General features: G+C 73.3%; 10 protein-coding genes. 6 read left to right on the top strand and 4 right to left on the bottom strand.

Annotation, left to right across the window (positions count from 1 at the left end; translation table 11 throughout):
* Positions 1–78: 78 nt before the first annotated feature.
* From ABZ565_RS21860 to ABZ565_RS21835, 6 genes are all read left to right on the top strand, one after another.
* A complete protein-coding gene (locus ABZ565_RS21860) occupies positions 79–2,772 on the top strand; it encodes an SCO5717 family growth-regulating ATPase (protein ID WP_361029247.1) in 2,694 nt (897 codons plus the stop codon).
* A gap of 196 nt (positions 2,773–2,968) precedes the next feature.
* Positions 2,969–4,843 carry an ABC transporter substrate-binding protein gene (locus ABZ565_RS21855; RefSeq protein WP_361029244.1) on the top strand — a complete coding sequence of 625 codons (1,875 nt, stop codon included), beginning with the start codon at positions 2,969–2,971 and terminating at the stop codon, positions 4,841–4,843.
* 98 nt (positions 4,844–4,941) lie between these two features.
* Complete coding sequence (locus tag ABZ565_RS21850) at positions 4,942–6,021, top strand: ABC transporter permease (protein WP_361029241.1); 1,080 nt, start codon at positions 4,942–4,944, stop codon at positions 6,019–6,021.
* Entirely contained in the window at positions 6,018–6,968 is a 951-nt protein-coding gene (locus ABZ565_RS21845; RefSeq protein WP_361029238.1) for an ABC transporter permease, read from the top strand. The genes ABZ565_RS21850 and ABZ565_RS21845 overlap by 4 nt, the downstream gene beginning before the upstream one ends.
* Positions 6,965–7,993, top strand: coding sequence for an ABC transporter ATP-binding protein (locus ABZ565_RS21840; RefSeq protein ID WP_361029235.1), 1,029 nt, complete (start codon positions 6,965–6,967; stop codon positions 7,991–7,993). The genes ABZ565_RS21845 and ABZ565_RS21840 overlap by 4 nt, the downstream gene beginning before the upstream one ends.
* Entirely contained in the window at positions 7,990–8,991 is a 1,002-nt protein-coding gene (locus tag ABZ565_RS21835; protein WP_361029232.1) for an ABC transporter ATP-binding protein, read from the top strand. Before ABZ565_RS21840 ends, ABZ565_RS21835 begins: the two co-directional genes overlap by 4 nt.
* A gap of 46 nt (positions 8,992–9,037) precedes the next feature.
* On the opposite strand, the gene ABZ565_RS21830 is transcribed toward ABZ565_RS21835, so the two are convergent.
* From ABZ565_RS21830 to rbfA, 4 genes are all read right to left on the bottom strand, one after another.
* Positions 9,038–9,991, bottom strand: a complete 954-nt coding sequence (locus ABZ565_RS21830; RefSeq protein WP_361029229.1) for a bifunctional riboflavin kinase/FAD synthetase — start codon at positions 9,989–9,991, stop codon at positions 9,038–9,040.
* Positions 9,992–10,034: 43 nt separating this feature from the next.
* Entirely contained in the window at positions 10,035–13,757 is a 3,723-nt protein-coding gene (locus ABZ565_RS21825) for a serine protease (RefSeq protein ID WP_361029226.1), read from the bottom strand.
* Positions 13,758–13,963: 206 nt separating this feature from the next.
* Positions 13,964–14,860: a tRNA pseudouridine(55) synthase TruB gene (gene truB, locus ABZ565_RS21820; RefSeq protein ID WP_361029223.1), complete on the bottom strand. Its 897-nt coding sequence runs from the start codon at positions 14,858–14,860 to the stop codon at positions 13,964–13,966.
* Positions 14,857–15,309 carry a 30S ribosome-binding factor RbfA gene (gene rbfA, locus ABZ565_RS21815; RefSeq protein ID WP_361029220.1) on the bottom strand — a complete coding sequence of 151 codons (453 nt, stop codon included), beginning with the start codon at positions 15,307–15,309 and terminating at the stop codon, positions 14,857–14,859. The genes truB and rbfA overlap by 4 nt, the downstream gene beginning before the upstream one ends.
* Positions 15,310–15,315: the final 6 nt, after the last annotated feature.

The following is a 15,315-nucleotide window of genomic DNA, read 5'->3' as shown; positions in this document are numbered from 1 at the left end:
GAGAGCCGGGCGGTTCGCGTTACGGGAACGCCCCCACCCACCACGGCACAAGGGTGCTCGACCACACCAGGAGGCAAAGTGAACGGCGATCGGGACGAGATGCGCGGGGGCTGGGACAAGCCCGTCGACGAGTCGTCCGACGCGGAGCCCGCCGAGACGACGGGTGAGTTCACCATCGACTACACCCCGCCCGCCTGGTACACGCAGAACGCGCCGGGCGACTCCTCGGGCGGCGCCGGTACGCCGCCGGCCTCGCCCCCGCCGCCGAGCGGGGACCCGGTGCCGCTCCCCCCGCCCCCGGCGCAGCGGGGCTTCGACCCCGACTGGTCCCCCGCCCCGCCGGACACCGGTGACCTCGACAGCGGCGCCACGATGCGGTTCTCGGCCTCCGCGCTGAAGCGGGAGATCGAGGAGCGGGAACGCGCGGAGCGCCAGGCGGAAACGGACGCCGGGGCGGCGGGCAGCGATGCGCCGTCCCGTGCCGAGGGTGACGACGACGCGTCCGAGGCCGCCGCTGCCGTTCCGGACGACGCGGCGGAGGGTACGTCCGGCGCGGATCAGGAGGAGTCCTGGGACGACGTCCTGGGAAGGGTCTTCGACTTCGAGCCCCAGGAGGCGGCGGCGACGCCGAAGCCCTCGGACGAGCCCAGCGACACCCCGGCGGCCGGGGACAGCGAGGAGGGCGACAACGCCGGCCTCGCGTCGGCCGGCGCGTCCTCGGAGCCGTACAGCCCGAAGCCGCACGAAACGGAACCGGCCGATGCCGCGCCCTCCGACGCGGCCCCCGCAGCCTCCCCCGACGCGGACTCCCCCGAGCCGGACGACGAGGCTCCGGAGCACGACGCCACCCCGCACGCGGCACCCCGCGACCTGTCGGCGGACAGCGCGCCGCAGGACGCCTCGCCGTCCCCCTGGGCACCGGCCGCCCCTGCGCAGGGTGGTCTCCCGCCGCTGCCGCCCGCCTTCCAACCGGCCGCCCAGCAGCCCCAGGCCCCGCAGCCGCAGCCCTCCGCCCCGCAGTCCGGCTACGGCTTCCCCCAGCAGGCACCGCAGCCGCACCAGCCGGAACCGCAGCCCCACCAGCCCTCGCAGCCCCTCCCGGCCGCCGGCCTTCCGGCGCAGCGCCCGCAGCCGCCCGCGCCCCAGACCCCGCAGGCCCCCCAGCCGCAGGCCCCCTGGTCCGCACAGCAGCCGGCCCAGCAGCCCCAGCCCCAGCCCCAAGGCGGCTACGGCTTCCCGCAGGGTGCCCAGCCCCCGGCCCAGGGCACCCCCGCCCAGGGCATCCCGGCCCCGACGGCCGAAGCCGGCACCCCGAACCTTCCCGCGCAGGTCCAGCCGGAGCCGCAGCCGCAGCAGCCCGTCGACCCCCGGGCCGGCACCTCCTGGCCCACACCCGCCCCCCGGGATCCGCGTTCCGCGTCCGGTGCCCCGCTGGGCTACACGGCGGCCGTGGAACTCACCTCCGACCGGCTCATCCGGGGCAAGCAGAAGACCCGGAGCAGCCGTAACCCCTCGGGCGCCTCGCGCTTCAAGCTGGGCGGGAAGAAGGAGGAGCAGGAGAGGCAGCGCAAGCTGGAGCTCATCCGTACGCCGGTGCTCTCCTGCTACCGGATCGCGGTGATCAGCCTCAAGGGCGGCGTCGGCAAGACCACGACGACCACCGCGCTCGGCTCGACCCTGGCCAGCGAGCGGCAGGACAAGATCCTCGCCATCGACGCCAACCCGGACGCCGGCACGCTGGGCCGACGGGTGCGCCGCGAGACCGGGGCGACCATCCGCGACCTGGTGCACGCGATCCCGCACCTCAACTCGTACATGGACATCCGGCGGTTCACCTCGCAGGCGCCCTCCGGACTGGAGATCATCGCCAATGACGTGGACCCGGCGGTCTCCACGGCCTTCAACGACGAGGACTACCGGCGCGCGATCGGCGTGCTCGGCAAGCAGTACCCGATCATCCTCACGGACTCCGGCACCGGTCTGCTGTACAGCGCGATGCGCGGGGTGCTGGACCTGGCCGATCAGCTGATCATCATCTCGACGCCCTCGGTCGACGGCGCCTCCAGTGCGTCCACGACCCTGGACTGGCTGTCGGCGCACGGGTACGCGGAGTTGGTCCAGCGGTCCATCACCGTGATCTCCGGCGTCCGCGAGACCGGCAAGATGATCAAGGTCGACGACATCGTGCAGCACTTCCGGACGCGTTGCCGCGGGGTGGTCGTCGTGCCGTTCGACGAGCACCTGTCGGCCGGTGCGGAGGTCGACCTCGACATGATGCGGCCGAAGACCCGGGAGGCGTACTTCAACCTCTCCGCCCTGGTCGCCGAGGACTTCGCGCGCGCCCAGCAGCAGCAGGGGCTGTGGACGTCGGACGGCAGCGGCCCGCCGCCGCAGTACGCCCCGCCGCTGCCGGGCCGGCAGATCCCCGGACAGCAGGTCCCGGGCGAGCAGCCGTACGTACCCCAGCAGCCCCAGCAGCCCGGCCACCCCCAGTACCCCGGACAGCCGTACGCGCCCCAGCAACCCGGCCAGCCCTACCAGCAGCCGCACCCGCAGCAGCCCTACGGCGGCCAACAGCCCTATCCCCCGCAGCCGGGCCCCGGCGCCGGGCAGAACTGGCAGCAGCAGCCACCGGCCCAGGCCCAGCAGCCGCAACAGCAGCCCCAGGCCCAGCCACAACCCCAGGGTGACCAGCCCGGACACCCCGAACTGCAAGGTCCCGTACCGCCCGCCGGATGGCAGCAGCAGCCGCCGCCAGCGCCTCAGCAGTAGGGCGTCAGAGGTCTGAACCAATGAGGGTCCGCATCGCCTCCGCGATGCGGACCCTTTTGGCATATCCGCAGACCACACGCCGTTTCGGGGACCGTTGACGTGGCTCGACCACCGCTGATAAACCTTCGCAACACCAGCCGGCGAACCGAAGTTCAACACGCCTTCCCGTGCGAGTCATGACACGAGGTCCCAGACCATGGTCGTAAGAGTTCCGTCCTCCTCCGCCCCGCCACGCTCACGTCTGCGTGTGCTCCTGGCCTCCGGTGCCGCCGCCCTCGCTCTCGCGGCCGGGTCCGTCGTACCGGGAATGCCGCTCGGAGCCGCGCCCCAGCAGGCACAGGCCGCCGACAGCGGTAACAAGACACTCACCGTCGCGGTCGCGCAGAGCGTCGACTCCCTGAGCCCGTTTCTCGCCCAGAAGCTGCTGAGCACCAGCGTCTCGCGGCTCATGTACGACTTCCTGACGAACTACGACGCCAAGGACAACCACGCCATCCCCGGCCTGGCGACCAAGTGGGAGCCGTCCGCCGACAAGCTGACGTGGACGTACACCATTCGGACCGATTCGAAGTGGTCCGACGGGGAGCAGGCGACCGCCGAGGACGCCGCCTGGACGTTCAACAAGATCATGGACGACGAGGCCGCGGCCCAGGCCAACGGCAGCTTCGTCACCAACTTCAAGAAGGTCACCGCCCCCAGCCCGACCAAGCTGGTCATCGAGCTCAAGGAGCCGCAGGCCACCATGGCCGCGCTCGACGTGCCGATCGTGCCGAAGCACATGTGGGAGAAGGTCGGCGACTTCTCGAAGTTCAACAACGACACGAAGTTCCCCGTCGTCGGCAACGGCCCGTTCATCCTGACGGACTACAAGGTCGACCAGTACGTGAAGCTCAAGGCCAACAAGGACTTCTGGCGCGGCGCGCCCAAGTTCGACGAGCTGGTCTTCAAGACGTACAAGGACCAGGACGCCGCCGTCGCCGCCCTCCGCAAGGGTGAGGTCTCCTTCGTCGCCGGTTCGCCCGCGCTGACGCCCGCTCAGGCGAACGCGCTCAAGGGCGACAAGAACATCAAGGTCAACGAGGGTCCCGGCCGTCGCTTCTACGCGCTGGCCACCAACCCCGGCGCGCAGACCAAGGACGGCAAGAAGTTCGGCAACGGCAACAAGGCGCTGCTCGACCGGAAGGTGCGCCAGGCGCTGTTCCTGTCGATCGACCGCGAGACGATCATCGACAAGGTGTTCCAGGGGCACGCCGTCGAGGGCAAGGGCTACATCCCGCCACGCTTCTCGGCGTACGCCTGGGAGCCCTCCGCCGACCAGGCGCTGAGCTACGACCCCGACAAGGCGGCGAAGCTGCTGGACGAGGCGGGTTACAAGCTCAAGGGCGACCAGCGCGTCGGCAAGGACGGCAAGCCGCTCGACCTGCGCATCCTGTGCCACGCCACCGACCCGAACGACAAGGCGGTCGGCAAGTACCTGAAGGAGTGGTGGGGCAAGCTCGGCATCGGGCTGAAGGTCGACTGCCTGGACGACGTCTCCGTGCCCTGGTACGCGGGTGAGTACGACCTCGCCTTCGACGGCTGGTCGGTCAACCCGGACCCGGACTTCGTCCTCGGCATCCACACCTGCGCCGCCCTGCCCACCAAGGCCAAGGCGAGCGCGGCCACCGACAACTTCATCTGCGACAAGACGTACGACGAGCTCTACAAGAAGCAGCTCGCCGAGTACGACCCCGCCAAGCGGGCCGACATCGTCGGGCAGATGCAGTCCTGGCTGTACGACTCCGGTTACATGAACGTCATGGCCTACCCGAACGCGGTCGAGGCGTACCGCACCGACCAGATCAAGTCGATCACCACCATGCCCGAGTCGGCCGGCAACATCTACGGCCAGGACGGTTACTGGAGCTGGTGGTCGGCCGTGCCGGCGAGCGGCGACAGCGACTCGGACAGCGGCAGCTCTGGCTCCTCCACCGGTGTGATCATCGGAATCGTGGTGGCCGTCGTGGTCCTCGCAGGTGGCGGGTTCCTGATCTCGCGGCGCCGCCGCACCACCGCGGACGATCGCGAGTAGGTTCTCGAACGGGATGTGAGGAACCGGCCGGCGCGGGTCCGTACCAGGCCGCGCCGGCCGGTTCTTTCCAGGAACGACACGAGTAACGAGAGTTCCCCATGACAGCTGACAGCACTCCGGCGCTCGTGCAACAGGCGGACGCGGCTGCGGACGGCCCTCCGGCCGGCCCCTCGGCCGCACGCGGTCCACGGGCGCGCAACACCACGGCCTATCTGAAATATGTGGCCGCCAAGATCGCGGGCGCCGTCGTCTCGCTGTTCGCGGTTCTGGTCACCAGCTTCTTCCTCTTCCGGCTCATTCCGAGCGACCCGGTCAAACAGATGACGGGCGGCCGGCGCGTCTCGGCCGAGCAGCTGGAATCGATGCGCCATCAGTTCGGGCTCGACCAGCCGATGTGGCAGCAGTTCACCAGCTACATCGGGGACGCGCTCACCGGCGACTTCGGTGACTCGTACGCGTACCACGCACCGGTCATCGACAAGATCGTGGAGAAACTGCCGGCGACACTGCTGCTCACCGGCACCGCCTACGTCCTCTACAGCATCATCGGCATCTGGCTCGGCACCCGCACCGCCTGGCGCAACGGCTCGGCCGGCGACCGGTTCAACACCGCGCTCGCGCTCACGCTGTACTCGGTGCCGTCGTTCTGGCTCGGGCTGCTCCTGATCATCGTCTTCTCGGTGGGCGTCGGCCCGATCCCGGGCATGTTCCCCACGGGCGGGATGTCATCGGGTGACACGAGCGGTTTTGATTACGTCATCGACGTGGCGCATCACATGGTGCTCCCGGTCATCACCCTGGTGGCCGTCGGGTACGCGCAGACGCTGCTGGTGATGCGGTCCTCGCTGCTGGACGAGATGGGCAGCGACTATCTGACGACGGCCCGCGCCAAGGGGCTGCGGGACGACGTCGTGCGCCGCAAGCACGCCGTGCCCAACGCGATGCTGCCCACCTTCACGCTGATGTTCGTCAACCTGGGACATGTGGTCGCCGGGCAGATCCTGGTGGAGACGGTGTTCTCCTGGCCGGGCCTCGGCTCCCTCTTCTATCAGGGCCTCAGCACCCCCGACCTGCCACTCGTCCAGGGCCTGTTCTTCGTCTTCGCCACCGCGGTGATCCTGGCGAACACCCTTGCCGATGTGCTGTATCCGCTGCTCGATCCCCGGGTGGGCCGATGACCACGACCGATTCCATGCCCACGCCGACCCCGGCGCCGGCCCCGCCCGAGCCCGTCCGGAGCGCCCGCGCCCTGGCCAGGGCCCGCAAGCGCCGGTCCGCGGCCCGCTTCTGGCGGGAGTACCGCACGCACAAGGGCGGCATGTGGGGCCTCGGCGGCCTGGTGCTCATCGCCCTGGTGGCCCTGGCCGCGCCCCAGCTCGTCGGCGCCGACTCGGAGAGCGTCACCGAGGCCTCCGGCGGGGCGCTCGAATCGCCGAGCGGTGAGTTCCCGCTCGGCACCGACCAGTTCGGGCGCAGTGTGCTCGCGCTGCTCGTGTGGGGCGCGCGCGTCTCGCTGACCGTGGGGCTGCTCGCGGCGTTCCTGTGCGTCGCCATCGGCACGATCTTGGGGATCGTCGCGGGCCACTTCCGCGGCTGGTACTCGACAGTGCTGATGCGGGTGACCGACTGGTTCCTGGTGATGCCGACGCTGGTCCTCGCGGTCGCCCTGGCCTCGGTGATGGACCGCTCCCTGTGGACCATCGTCATCGCGATCGGCGTGACGACCTGGCCGACCACCGCCCGCCTGGTGCGGGCGCAGACCCTCGCCGTGGAGTCCCGCCCGTACATCGAGCGCGCCCGCGCGCTGGGCGGCGGCCACGGCCACGTCATGCTCCGGCACGTCCTGCCGAACGTGATGCCGCTGGTGCTCGCCCAGACCACGCTGGCCATCTCCAGCGCGATCCTGAGCGAGGCCACGCTGGCCTTCCTCGGCCTCGGCGATCCGACCATCACCTCCTGGGGCAGCATGCTCCAGGACGCGCGCGCCGCGGGCGCGGTGAGCGCCGGCGACTGGTGGTACCTGGCACCGCCCGGCATCGCCATCGCCCTGGTGGCGCTGGCGTTCACGCTGTGCGGCCGCGCGATCGAGTCCGTCCTCAATCCCAAGCTGGGGGTGGCCCGTTGAGCACGACGAGCATCCGCAAGACGCCTCTTCTGGAGGTACGCGACCTGACGGTGACGTACGCCGGCGGGGCGCAGGCCGTCCGCGGTGTGAACCTCCGGGTCGAGGCCGGGCGCAAGCTGGGCATCGCCGGGGAGTCCGGCTGCGGCAAGTCCACACTGGCGCTGGCCCTGCTGCGGCTGCTGCCCGCGGGCACGAAGGTGACCGGCGAGATCCTGCTGAACGGCGAGGACGTCCTCGCGATGAAGTGGGGCCAGGTCCGGGCCGTCCGCTGGGCGGGCGCGTCCATCGTCTTCCAGGGCGCGATGCACTCGCTGAACGCGGTGCACCGCATCGGGGACCAGATCGCCGAGCCGATCCTGCTGCACAGGAAGACGACCCCGGCGGCCGCCCGGAAGCGCGCCGGTGAGCTGCTGGAGCAGGTGGGGCTGCCCGCCGCCCGGGTGGACGCCTATCCGCACGAGCTGTCCGGCGGGCAGCGGCAGCGTGTGATGATCGCGATGGCGCTGGCCTGCGATCCGGGTCTGATCATCGCCGACGAGCCGACGACAGCCCTGGACGTGATGATCCAGGCCCAGATCCTGCGCCTGATCGAGCAGCTGGTCACCGAGCAGGACCTCGGCCTGATCATGATCAGCCACGACCTCGCGGTGCTCTCCGACACCTGCGACCGGCTCGCCGTGATGTACGCGGGCCGGGTCGTCGAGGAGGGCCCCGCCTCCGAGGTCTACGAGAACGCGCACCACCCGTACAGCAAGGCCCTGTCGGGCGCCTTCCCACGCATCGGGGACCCGTCGTCCCGGTTCGCGCCGCAGGGCCTGCCCGGCGACCCGCCCGACCCGTCGGCGCTGCCGGCCGGATGCACCTTCCACCCGCGCTGCGCCCTGGCCCTGGACTCCTGCGCCACGCAGGACCAGGAGCTGCGGGACTCGGGTCCGGGGCGGCAGGCCGCGTGCGTGCTGGTGGGTCCGGAGGGGGCCGCGGCGCCGGTTCTGCCGGGCGCCGAGGAAGCGAGGAGTACATCATGACGACGACCCCCGTGGACCTGCTCAGCGCGCAGGGGCTCCGGATCACCTTCCCCGGCCGGCGCGGGGCCCAGCCGGCGCGTGCGGTGGACGGGGTGGACCTGGACATCCGGCCCGGCGAGATCGTGGCCCTGGTCGGCGAGTCGGGGTGCGGCAAGACGACGCTGGCCCGCTCGCTGCTGGGCCTGGTCCCGCCGACGGCCGGGCAGATCACGTTCGACGGGAAGCCGCTGGACTACGGGAGCCGGGCGCTCAAGGCGTACCGCAAGCGCGCTCAGCTGGTCCTCCAGGACCCCAGCGGCTCGCTGAACCCGCGCCACACGGTGTACGAGGCGGTGGCCGAGGGCCTGCGCATCCACGGCTACGAGGGCGACGAGCGGCAGGCGGTGCACGACGCGCTGTCACGGGCCGGGCTGCGTCCGCCGGAGCGGTTCTTCCTGCGCTACCCGCACGAGCTGTCGGGCGGTCAGCGCCAGCGCGTCGTGATCGCGGGGGCCCTGGTCCTGGAGCCGGAGCTGATCGTGGCGGACGAGCCGGTGGCCTCGCTGGACGCGTCGGTGCGCGGCGAGATCCTGGCCCTGCTGCTGCGGCTGCGCGAGGAGCTGGGGCTCTCCGCGCTGGTCGTGACGCATGATCTCGGTCTGGCGTGGAACATCGCGGACCGGGTCGCGGTGATGTATCTGGGCCGCATCGTGGAGACGGGTGACGTCGAGCAGATCCTGACGGCCCCGCGCCATCCGTACACCCAGGCACTGCTGTCGGTGCTGCCGGAGGCGCCGGGCGATCCGGTGGTGCTGACGGGTGAGCCGCCGGACCCGTCCCGGGTACCGCCCGGCTGCCGCTTCCACGCCCGCTGCCAGGTGCTGGCCTCGGGCGAAGCGGAGCGGGCGGGCGTCGCGGACGCCTGCCGTACGCAGGACCTGCCGGTCCTGTCGGGCGGCGGGGAGACGCAGGTGGCGTGCCACTGGGCCACGGCAAAGGTGACCGCGCCCACGTCCTGACGGGCGTACGGGTTTCCCGGCCGCACCGGCCGGGAAACCCGCGCGGTCAGTCCTGCTCGGCGGCGGCGATCAGCTCACTGCACCGCTTCACGTCGGCGGCCATCGCCACCAGCAGGTCGTCGATCGTGTCGAACTTCAGCATCCCGCGTACGTACGCCAGGAAGTCCACGGCCACGTGCAGGCCGTACAGGTCGAGGCCGACGCGGTCGATCGCGTACGCCTCCACCGTGCGCTCGGTGCCGTCGAACTGCGGGTTGGTGCCGACCGAGATCGCGGCGGGCATCGCCTCGCCGTTTGCGTGCAGCCAGCCCGCGTAGACGCCGTCGGCGGGGATCGCGGTGTGCGGGAGGGTTTCGACGTTCGCGGTGGGGAAACCCAGCTCGCGGCCGCGTTGCGCGCCCCGGACGACGACGCCCTCGACGCGGTGCGGGCGGCCCAGGATCTCGGCGGCACCGGCCACGTCGCCCTCGGCGACCAGGCGCCGGGTGAGCGTGGAGGAGAACGGCTCGCCGCCGCCGGCCTCGCCGCTCACCCGCAGGTCGATGACCTCGACGCGGTAGTCGTGCTCCTCGCCCAGCTCGGCCAGCAGCTCGACGTTCCCCGCGGCCTTGTGGCCGAAACGGAAGTTGGGGCCCTCGATGACCAGCTGGGCGTGCAGCTTGTCGACGAGCACCTTCGCGATGAAGTCGGCCGGGGCGAGCCGCGAGAACTCCGTGGTGAACGGCAGGATCAGCATCGCGTCCACGCCCAGCTCCGCCATCAGCTCGGCGCGCCGGTGGTGCGGGGCGAGCAGCGGGGGGTGGCTGCCGGGCCGGACGACCTCGCTGGGGTGCGGGTCGAAGGTCACGACGACCGACGGCACGCCCAGCTCGCGCGCCCGCTCGACGGCGCGGCCGATGATCAGCTGGTGTCCGCGGTGCACCCCGTCGTACGAGCCGATGGTGACGACGCTGCGCCCCCAGTCCTGGGGGATGTCCTCCAAGCCTCGCCAGCGCTGCACTCTGACCGCTCCTCGCCCGAACCTGTGTACGTGGATATCTCACTTACGCAGGTCTAAGACTGCCATGCTCACGCCCTGCGGCCTGCATCGGCATGGGCATCGGAGCCCTCAGCGCCTCCACCGTGCGCCGTGCGCTGGGCCCGACGACGGCCGCCCACTCCTGCGGCGCCTCGGCCAGCCAGCCCGCGACCAGCGCGCCGAACCCGGGCACCTCGCGGACCAGCGCGACGAGCCGCCGGTCGAACAGGGCGGCGCCCTCGGGGGTACGCACGAGGAGCATCCCGGTCCGGTGCACCAGCGCCCTGGTGCGCACCGGCGACCGCCCGGCGCATCCGGCCGCGGCGGACCGCAGCAGGGCTTCCAGGACCACCGGGTCCGGGCTCCCCCCGCGCTGCTCGGCGTCCAGCAGCACCTCCAGGAGTTCGTCGCGGGTGGGCTGCGAGGCGGGGCTGCCGGGCGAGGCGAGCACCGCGGCCAGCGACCCCCGGACCGGCGCCGCCGCCGGGCGGTCCCGGAGCAGTCCGGTGAGCAGCGGCAGCAGCAGGGCGCGTGCGGCGGGCCCGTACTCCAGGCGGCGGTCGAGGTACGCGGCGGTGTGCGCCGTGTCCTCCGGGTGGCCCTCGGCGTAGGCGCGTACGAGTCCGGCGGCGTGCAGCGCGAGCTCCGGGGCGTCGATCCCGGCCAGGGCCCGCAGCACCTCGCCCGCCCCCTGGTCCGGCCGCGCGAGCCGGTCCCGGTAGGCGGTCACCACGATGTCCGCGTGGGTGGGCAGGGCGGCGGCGAGCGCGGCGGCGGGCACGCGCACGTCCTGCGGGCCCTCGGCGACGAAGGCCCGGACGGCCTGCGGGAGGTAGCGGGCCCGGGTCCGGGGGTCCGCGACGAGCAGCGCCAGGACCGGCCCGTGCAGCTCGCTGTCGGCGGGGCGGGCCAGCACCGCGAGCACGGCCCGGCGCACCCGGTCGCGGTCCGTGTCGAGGGTCAGGCGGGGGGCGACGAGCGTCGCGTACGAGACGGCGGCGACCCGGCGCGCGCGCCGCTCCTCGTCCCCCGCCCACCGCTCGACGGCCCGGCAGAGCGCGGCAGGCTCGTCCTCGGCGAGCGCGGCGAGCAGTTCCTCGGCCCGGGGGTGCCCGGCGTCGACAAGCGTGTCGGCCAGATCGTCGACGCCGAGGTCCCGGCGGGCGTGGAGGAGGGCCTGCGCGGCGGCGGCGACGGTGGGACAGCCGGGGACGGCGGCGCCGGTGGGCTCCGCCCCGTCCTCGGCGGCAGCGGGCGGCTCCGCCCCGGCCCCGGCGGCCGCCAACGGGCGCTCGTCCGTGAACCAGGCGCACAGGAGGGGCCGCACCGTTCCCGGGTGGGCGGCGAGCCGCCGGGCGACGGCGTCGAGGAACCGCGCGTCGCCGTCCCCCTCCCCCGGCGGTCCGTCCGCCGGGACGAGACGGCGGAAGAGGTCCATCCGGTCCGCCTCGGGCAGCCGCAGTTTCCGCCAGAACCAGGGCCCGAACTCCGCGTACGCCCCACGCGCCCCGCCCCCGCCCGCCTCGGCGGAACTCCGCACGACGCGCCCGGCGAGCAGCCGGAGCACGCCGAGGTACGGCCGGGCGTCGGGCACCCTCAGCAGCGTCTCGGCGAGCAGGTGCGCGGCCCACCAACGCGGGTCGGAGAGGGGCCGGCCCCGGTCACCGTCCGCCGCCTCCTCCGGCAGCCGGTCCAGCGCCTCGATGAGGTCCGCCAGCCGGTGGGCCAGGGCGGCCGTGCCCTGGCGGCGGGACAGGAGGAGCAGGGCCTGGATCACCGGGCCGATCCGGTGCCGGGGCACGGGCAGGCTGCGCGGTCCGGCCGGAAGCGGGTGCCCGTCCGCCTCGCCCCGACGGGGGCGCGGCACCCGGCCGTCGTCCTCCGCCGGCTCCGCGTGCCACCGGTGCACCAGCGCCCGCAGGGCCGCGTCCAGATCGAGGTGGGTGCTCTGGATCCAGTCCCCCACCTCCTCGTGGGCGAAGCGGTAGCCGGCGCCGGCCGGGACGAGGAGCCCTTCGGTGAGGACCGCCGGGGCCCAGCCCGTACGCCAGGGGAACAGTTCCTCGAAAGCGGCCCGGTCCAGCTCGCCCTGACCGGGGCCGAGGCAGCGGCGGGCCGCCTCGTGGACCTGTCCCGCCACCCGGGCCGCCAGGCGCCGCACCGCGGTGGGTCCGGGGCGGTTCCCGGCGGCGATGCGGACGGCGACGCGCAGGCACATCAGGTCGAGGTGGGCGGCGAAGACCTCCTCCGTGCCGGGGCGCCCGGGCGTGCCCGGCGGCAGGGCCTCGCGCACCTCGGCGAGCAGGCGGAGGGTCAGCGGGTGGCGGTCATGGCCGGCGGCGAGGGAGTCGGGCGGGAGGCCGAGCCCTTCCCGGGCCCGTTCGGCCTGGCCTGCGGTGAAGTCGGTGACGCGGACCGCCGGAGGGATCCGCCGGGCGGGCCTGGCCGGCCGGTGCAGGGCCTCGGGCGGGTAGAGCGCGCCGGCCGTCTCCCAGTGCTCGGGGCGGCAGCCGACGACGAGCCGGGCGCCGTTCTCGCGGAGCCAGCCGGCCGTGCCGGTGGTCCAGTCGGCGAGCCGGTGGGCCAGGACGGGCGGCATCTCCTCCGGGGCGTCCAGCAGGATCAGCAGCGGCACGCCGGAGCCCGCGGCCAGCCGGGCGACCCGCTCGGGCGTGGCGCTCGCCATGTCGCCCGGGGCCCCGGCGGCGGCGACGATGCGCCCGGCCTGCTGGAGCGTGCGCGCGACGGCGTCGGCGACGGAGGCGTCGTCCGCGAGGAGGTCGGCGCCGCGCAGCCACAGCGTGGGCGCGGGCACCGGGCCCGTCGCCCGGCGCGCGGCGATCGCGGCGAGCTCGGTGGTGCGCCCGGTGCCCGGCTCACCGACGAGACCGAGGACCACGGCCGGTTCCTCGGACCCCGCTCCCGCGAAGGGCCCGGCCGCCGCGAAGGGCCCGGCCGCCGCAGAGGATTCCGTCGTCGCGGAGCCTTCCGCCGCCGCGAACACCTCGGACTCGGCGCGGATGTCGGGCCGCTCCACCGGTTCGTGGCGCTCGCCCGGGCCGCCCGCCGAGCCGACCGACATGGCGGTGAGCTGGAGGGCGCCGGCGAGGTTGAGATCGGGGCCGTAGCCGGGGACGGTCGCGGCGTTGCGCCGCAGCAGCTCGCCCAGCGGCCCGTCGACAGGCGCCCCGGCCAGCGGTGCGGCGCACCCGGCGGTGGCGTGGGAGGCGCGCAGGGAGAGCCCGAGGACCGCGATGACGGCCCCGCTGTCCGGGTCGAGCACAGGCCCGCCCACCGCCGCACCGCCCAGCCGGAGCGCGTCACTGCCGTCCGTGCCGAGGGCCAGTTCCAGGGCCCGGTCGATGCGGTGGGTGCGGCCGCGACTGGTGTAGGTGACCGGCGTGCGGCCCAGGACGCGGGCCTCGCGCAGACCGTGCGCGGCGACCGTCACATACGTACCGGGGTCGATGCGCTCCCGTACGCGGATGGGCAGCGGCCGTACGCCCAGGGTGCCGGGGCCGCCGGTGGGCAGGAGGGCGAGGTCCCATTCGGGCACGGCGGTGATGTCGGCGGCCTCGACGCGGTGGCTGCGGCCGTCCGTGCCGTGCAGCAGGAGGTACGGAAGGCCGTCGACCGCTTCGTGGCTGGTGACGACCGTGCCCCGGTCGTCGGCGACGAAGCCCGTCCCCCGCGGCCGGCCGGCCGGATCGCACAGTCGTACCAGCGTCGCCCGGTCCCCGCATCCCATGATCCGACGGTAGGCCGACGAAGATCCCCGCGCGGACCACTCCGGGCGAAAGCGCCCCCGTCACCCCCCTGATTCACTCCGAGCGCCTGCCCGTTGGGGTGAATCCGGGGCGTTCGGTGGACAGGAATGGGTGGGGGGATCGTGGAGCGGGCACAGGGGGCTCTGCCCGCTCCACGATGAGGGTCCGCGGAGGCACCGGCACCCGGTCAGCCGAAGACGGCGAGGCTCTTGGCCTTGCCCTTCTGCTCCTCGACCAGCACCAGGAACCGCCCGTCCGGCCCGAAGACGGCGACCGGTCCCGGCGGGTGGGCGGGCATGTCCAGACGTACGCCGTTCAGCAGCAGCTTCGCCCGCTTCTCGTCCACGTCCCAGCGGGGGAACGCCGACGCGGCGGCCTCGGCCACCGGCATCACGGTCAGCTCCTCCTGGTGCTGTTCAAGCGTGCGCGCGGCGTCCAGCCCGTACGGGCCGACGCGGGTGCGCCGCAGGGCGGTCAGATGGCCGCCCACGCCGAGCCCGGCGCCCAGGTCGCGGGCGATGGCCCGGATGTACGTCCCCGAGGAGCAGACCACCGAGACGACCAGGTCGAGGACCGGCGTACTGTCCTCGGCGACGGCCTCACGGACGTCGTAGACGCGGAAGGACGAGACGGTCACCGGCCGGGCCGGGATCTCGAACTCCTCGCCGCCGCGCACCCGCGCGTAGGACCGCTTGCCGTCGATCTTGATGGCGCTGACCTTGGACGGCACCTGCATGATGGCGCCGGTCAGCGCGGCGACCCCGGCGTCGATCGCCTCGCGCGTGACCCCGGAGGCGTCGGCGGACGAGGTGATCTCGCCCTCCGCGTCGTCCGTGACCGTGTTCTGGCCGAGCCGGATCGTGCCCAGGTACTCCTTCTCGGTCAGCGCGAGGTGGCCGAGGAGCTTGGTGGCCTTCTCGACGCCGAGCACGAGCACACCGGTCGCCATCGGGTCCAGGGTGCCGGCGTGGCCGACGCGGCGGGTGCGGGCAATGCCGCGCATCTTGGCGACGACGTCGTGCGAAGTGAAGCCGGACGGCTTGTCGACAATGACCAAACCGTCCGGCGCCTTGTTCTGCGTCATTCGGAGGCTGTGTCCTCGTCGGTCTCGTCCTCCGGCTTGCGGTACGGGTCCGCGTCGCCGGCGTACGCGGCGCCCGAGGACGCCTCGCGCACCTTGGCGTCCGAGGCGCGCGCCCGGTCGAGCAGGTCCTCGATGGCCCGGGCGTTCTCCGGGAGCGCGTCCGCCACGAAGGTGAGCGTCGGGGTGAACTTCGTCCCCGCCGCCGAGCCGACAGCGGACCGCAGGATGCCCTTGGCGCTCTGCAGGCCGGCCGCAGCGCTGGCCCGCTCCTCGTCGTCGCCGTAGACCGTGTAGAAGACCGTGGCCTCCCGCAGGTCACCGGTGACCCGGACGTCCGTGATGGTCACGTGCGTCCCCAGGCGCGGGTCCTTGATGCCGCGCTGCAGTTTCCCGGCGACCACCTCCTGGATGAGGTCCGCCAGCTTCTTAGCCCGCGCGTTGTCGGCCACTGGTCC

The sequence above is a fragment of the Streptomyces sp. NPDC016469 genome (genome assembly GCF_040632905.1).
In the GTDB taxonomy this organism is placed as follows: domain Bacteria; phylum Actinomycetota; class Actinomycetes; order Streptomycetales; family Streptomycetaceae; genus Streptomyces.
The sequence above is the reverse complement of the archived record's forward strand: the minus strand, read 5'-3'. Positions and strand labels throughout refer to the sequence as shown.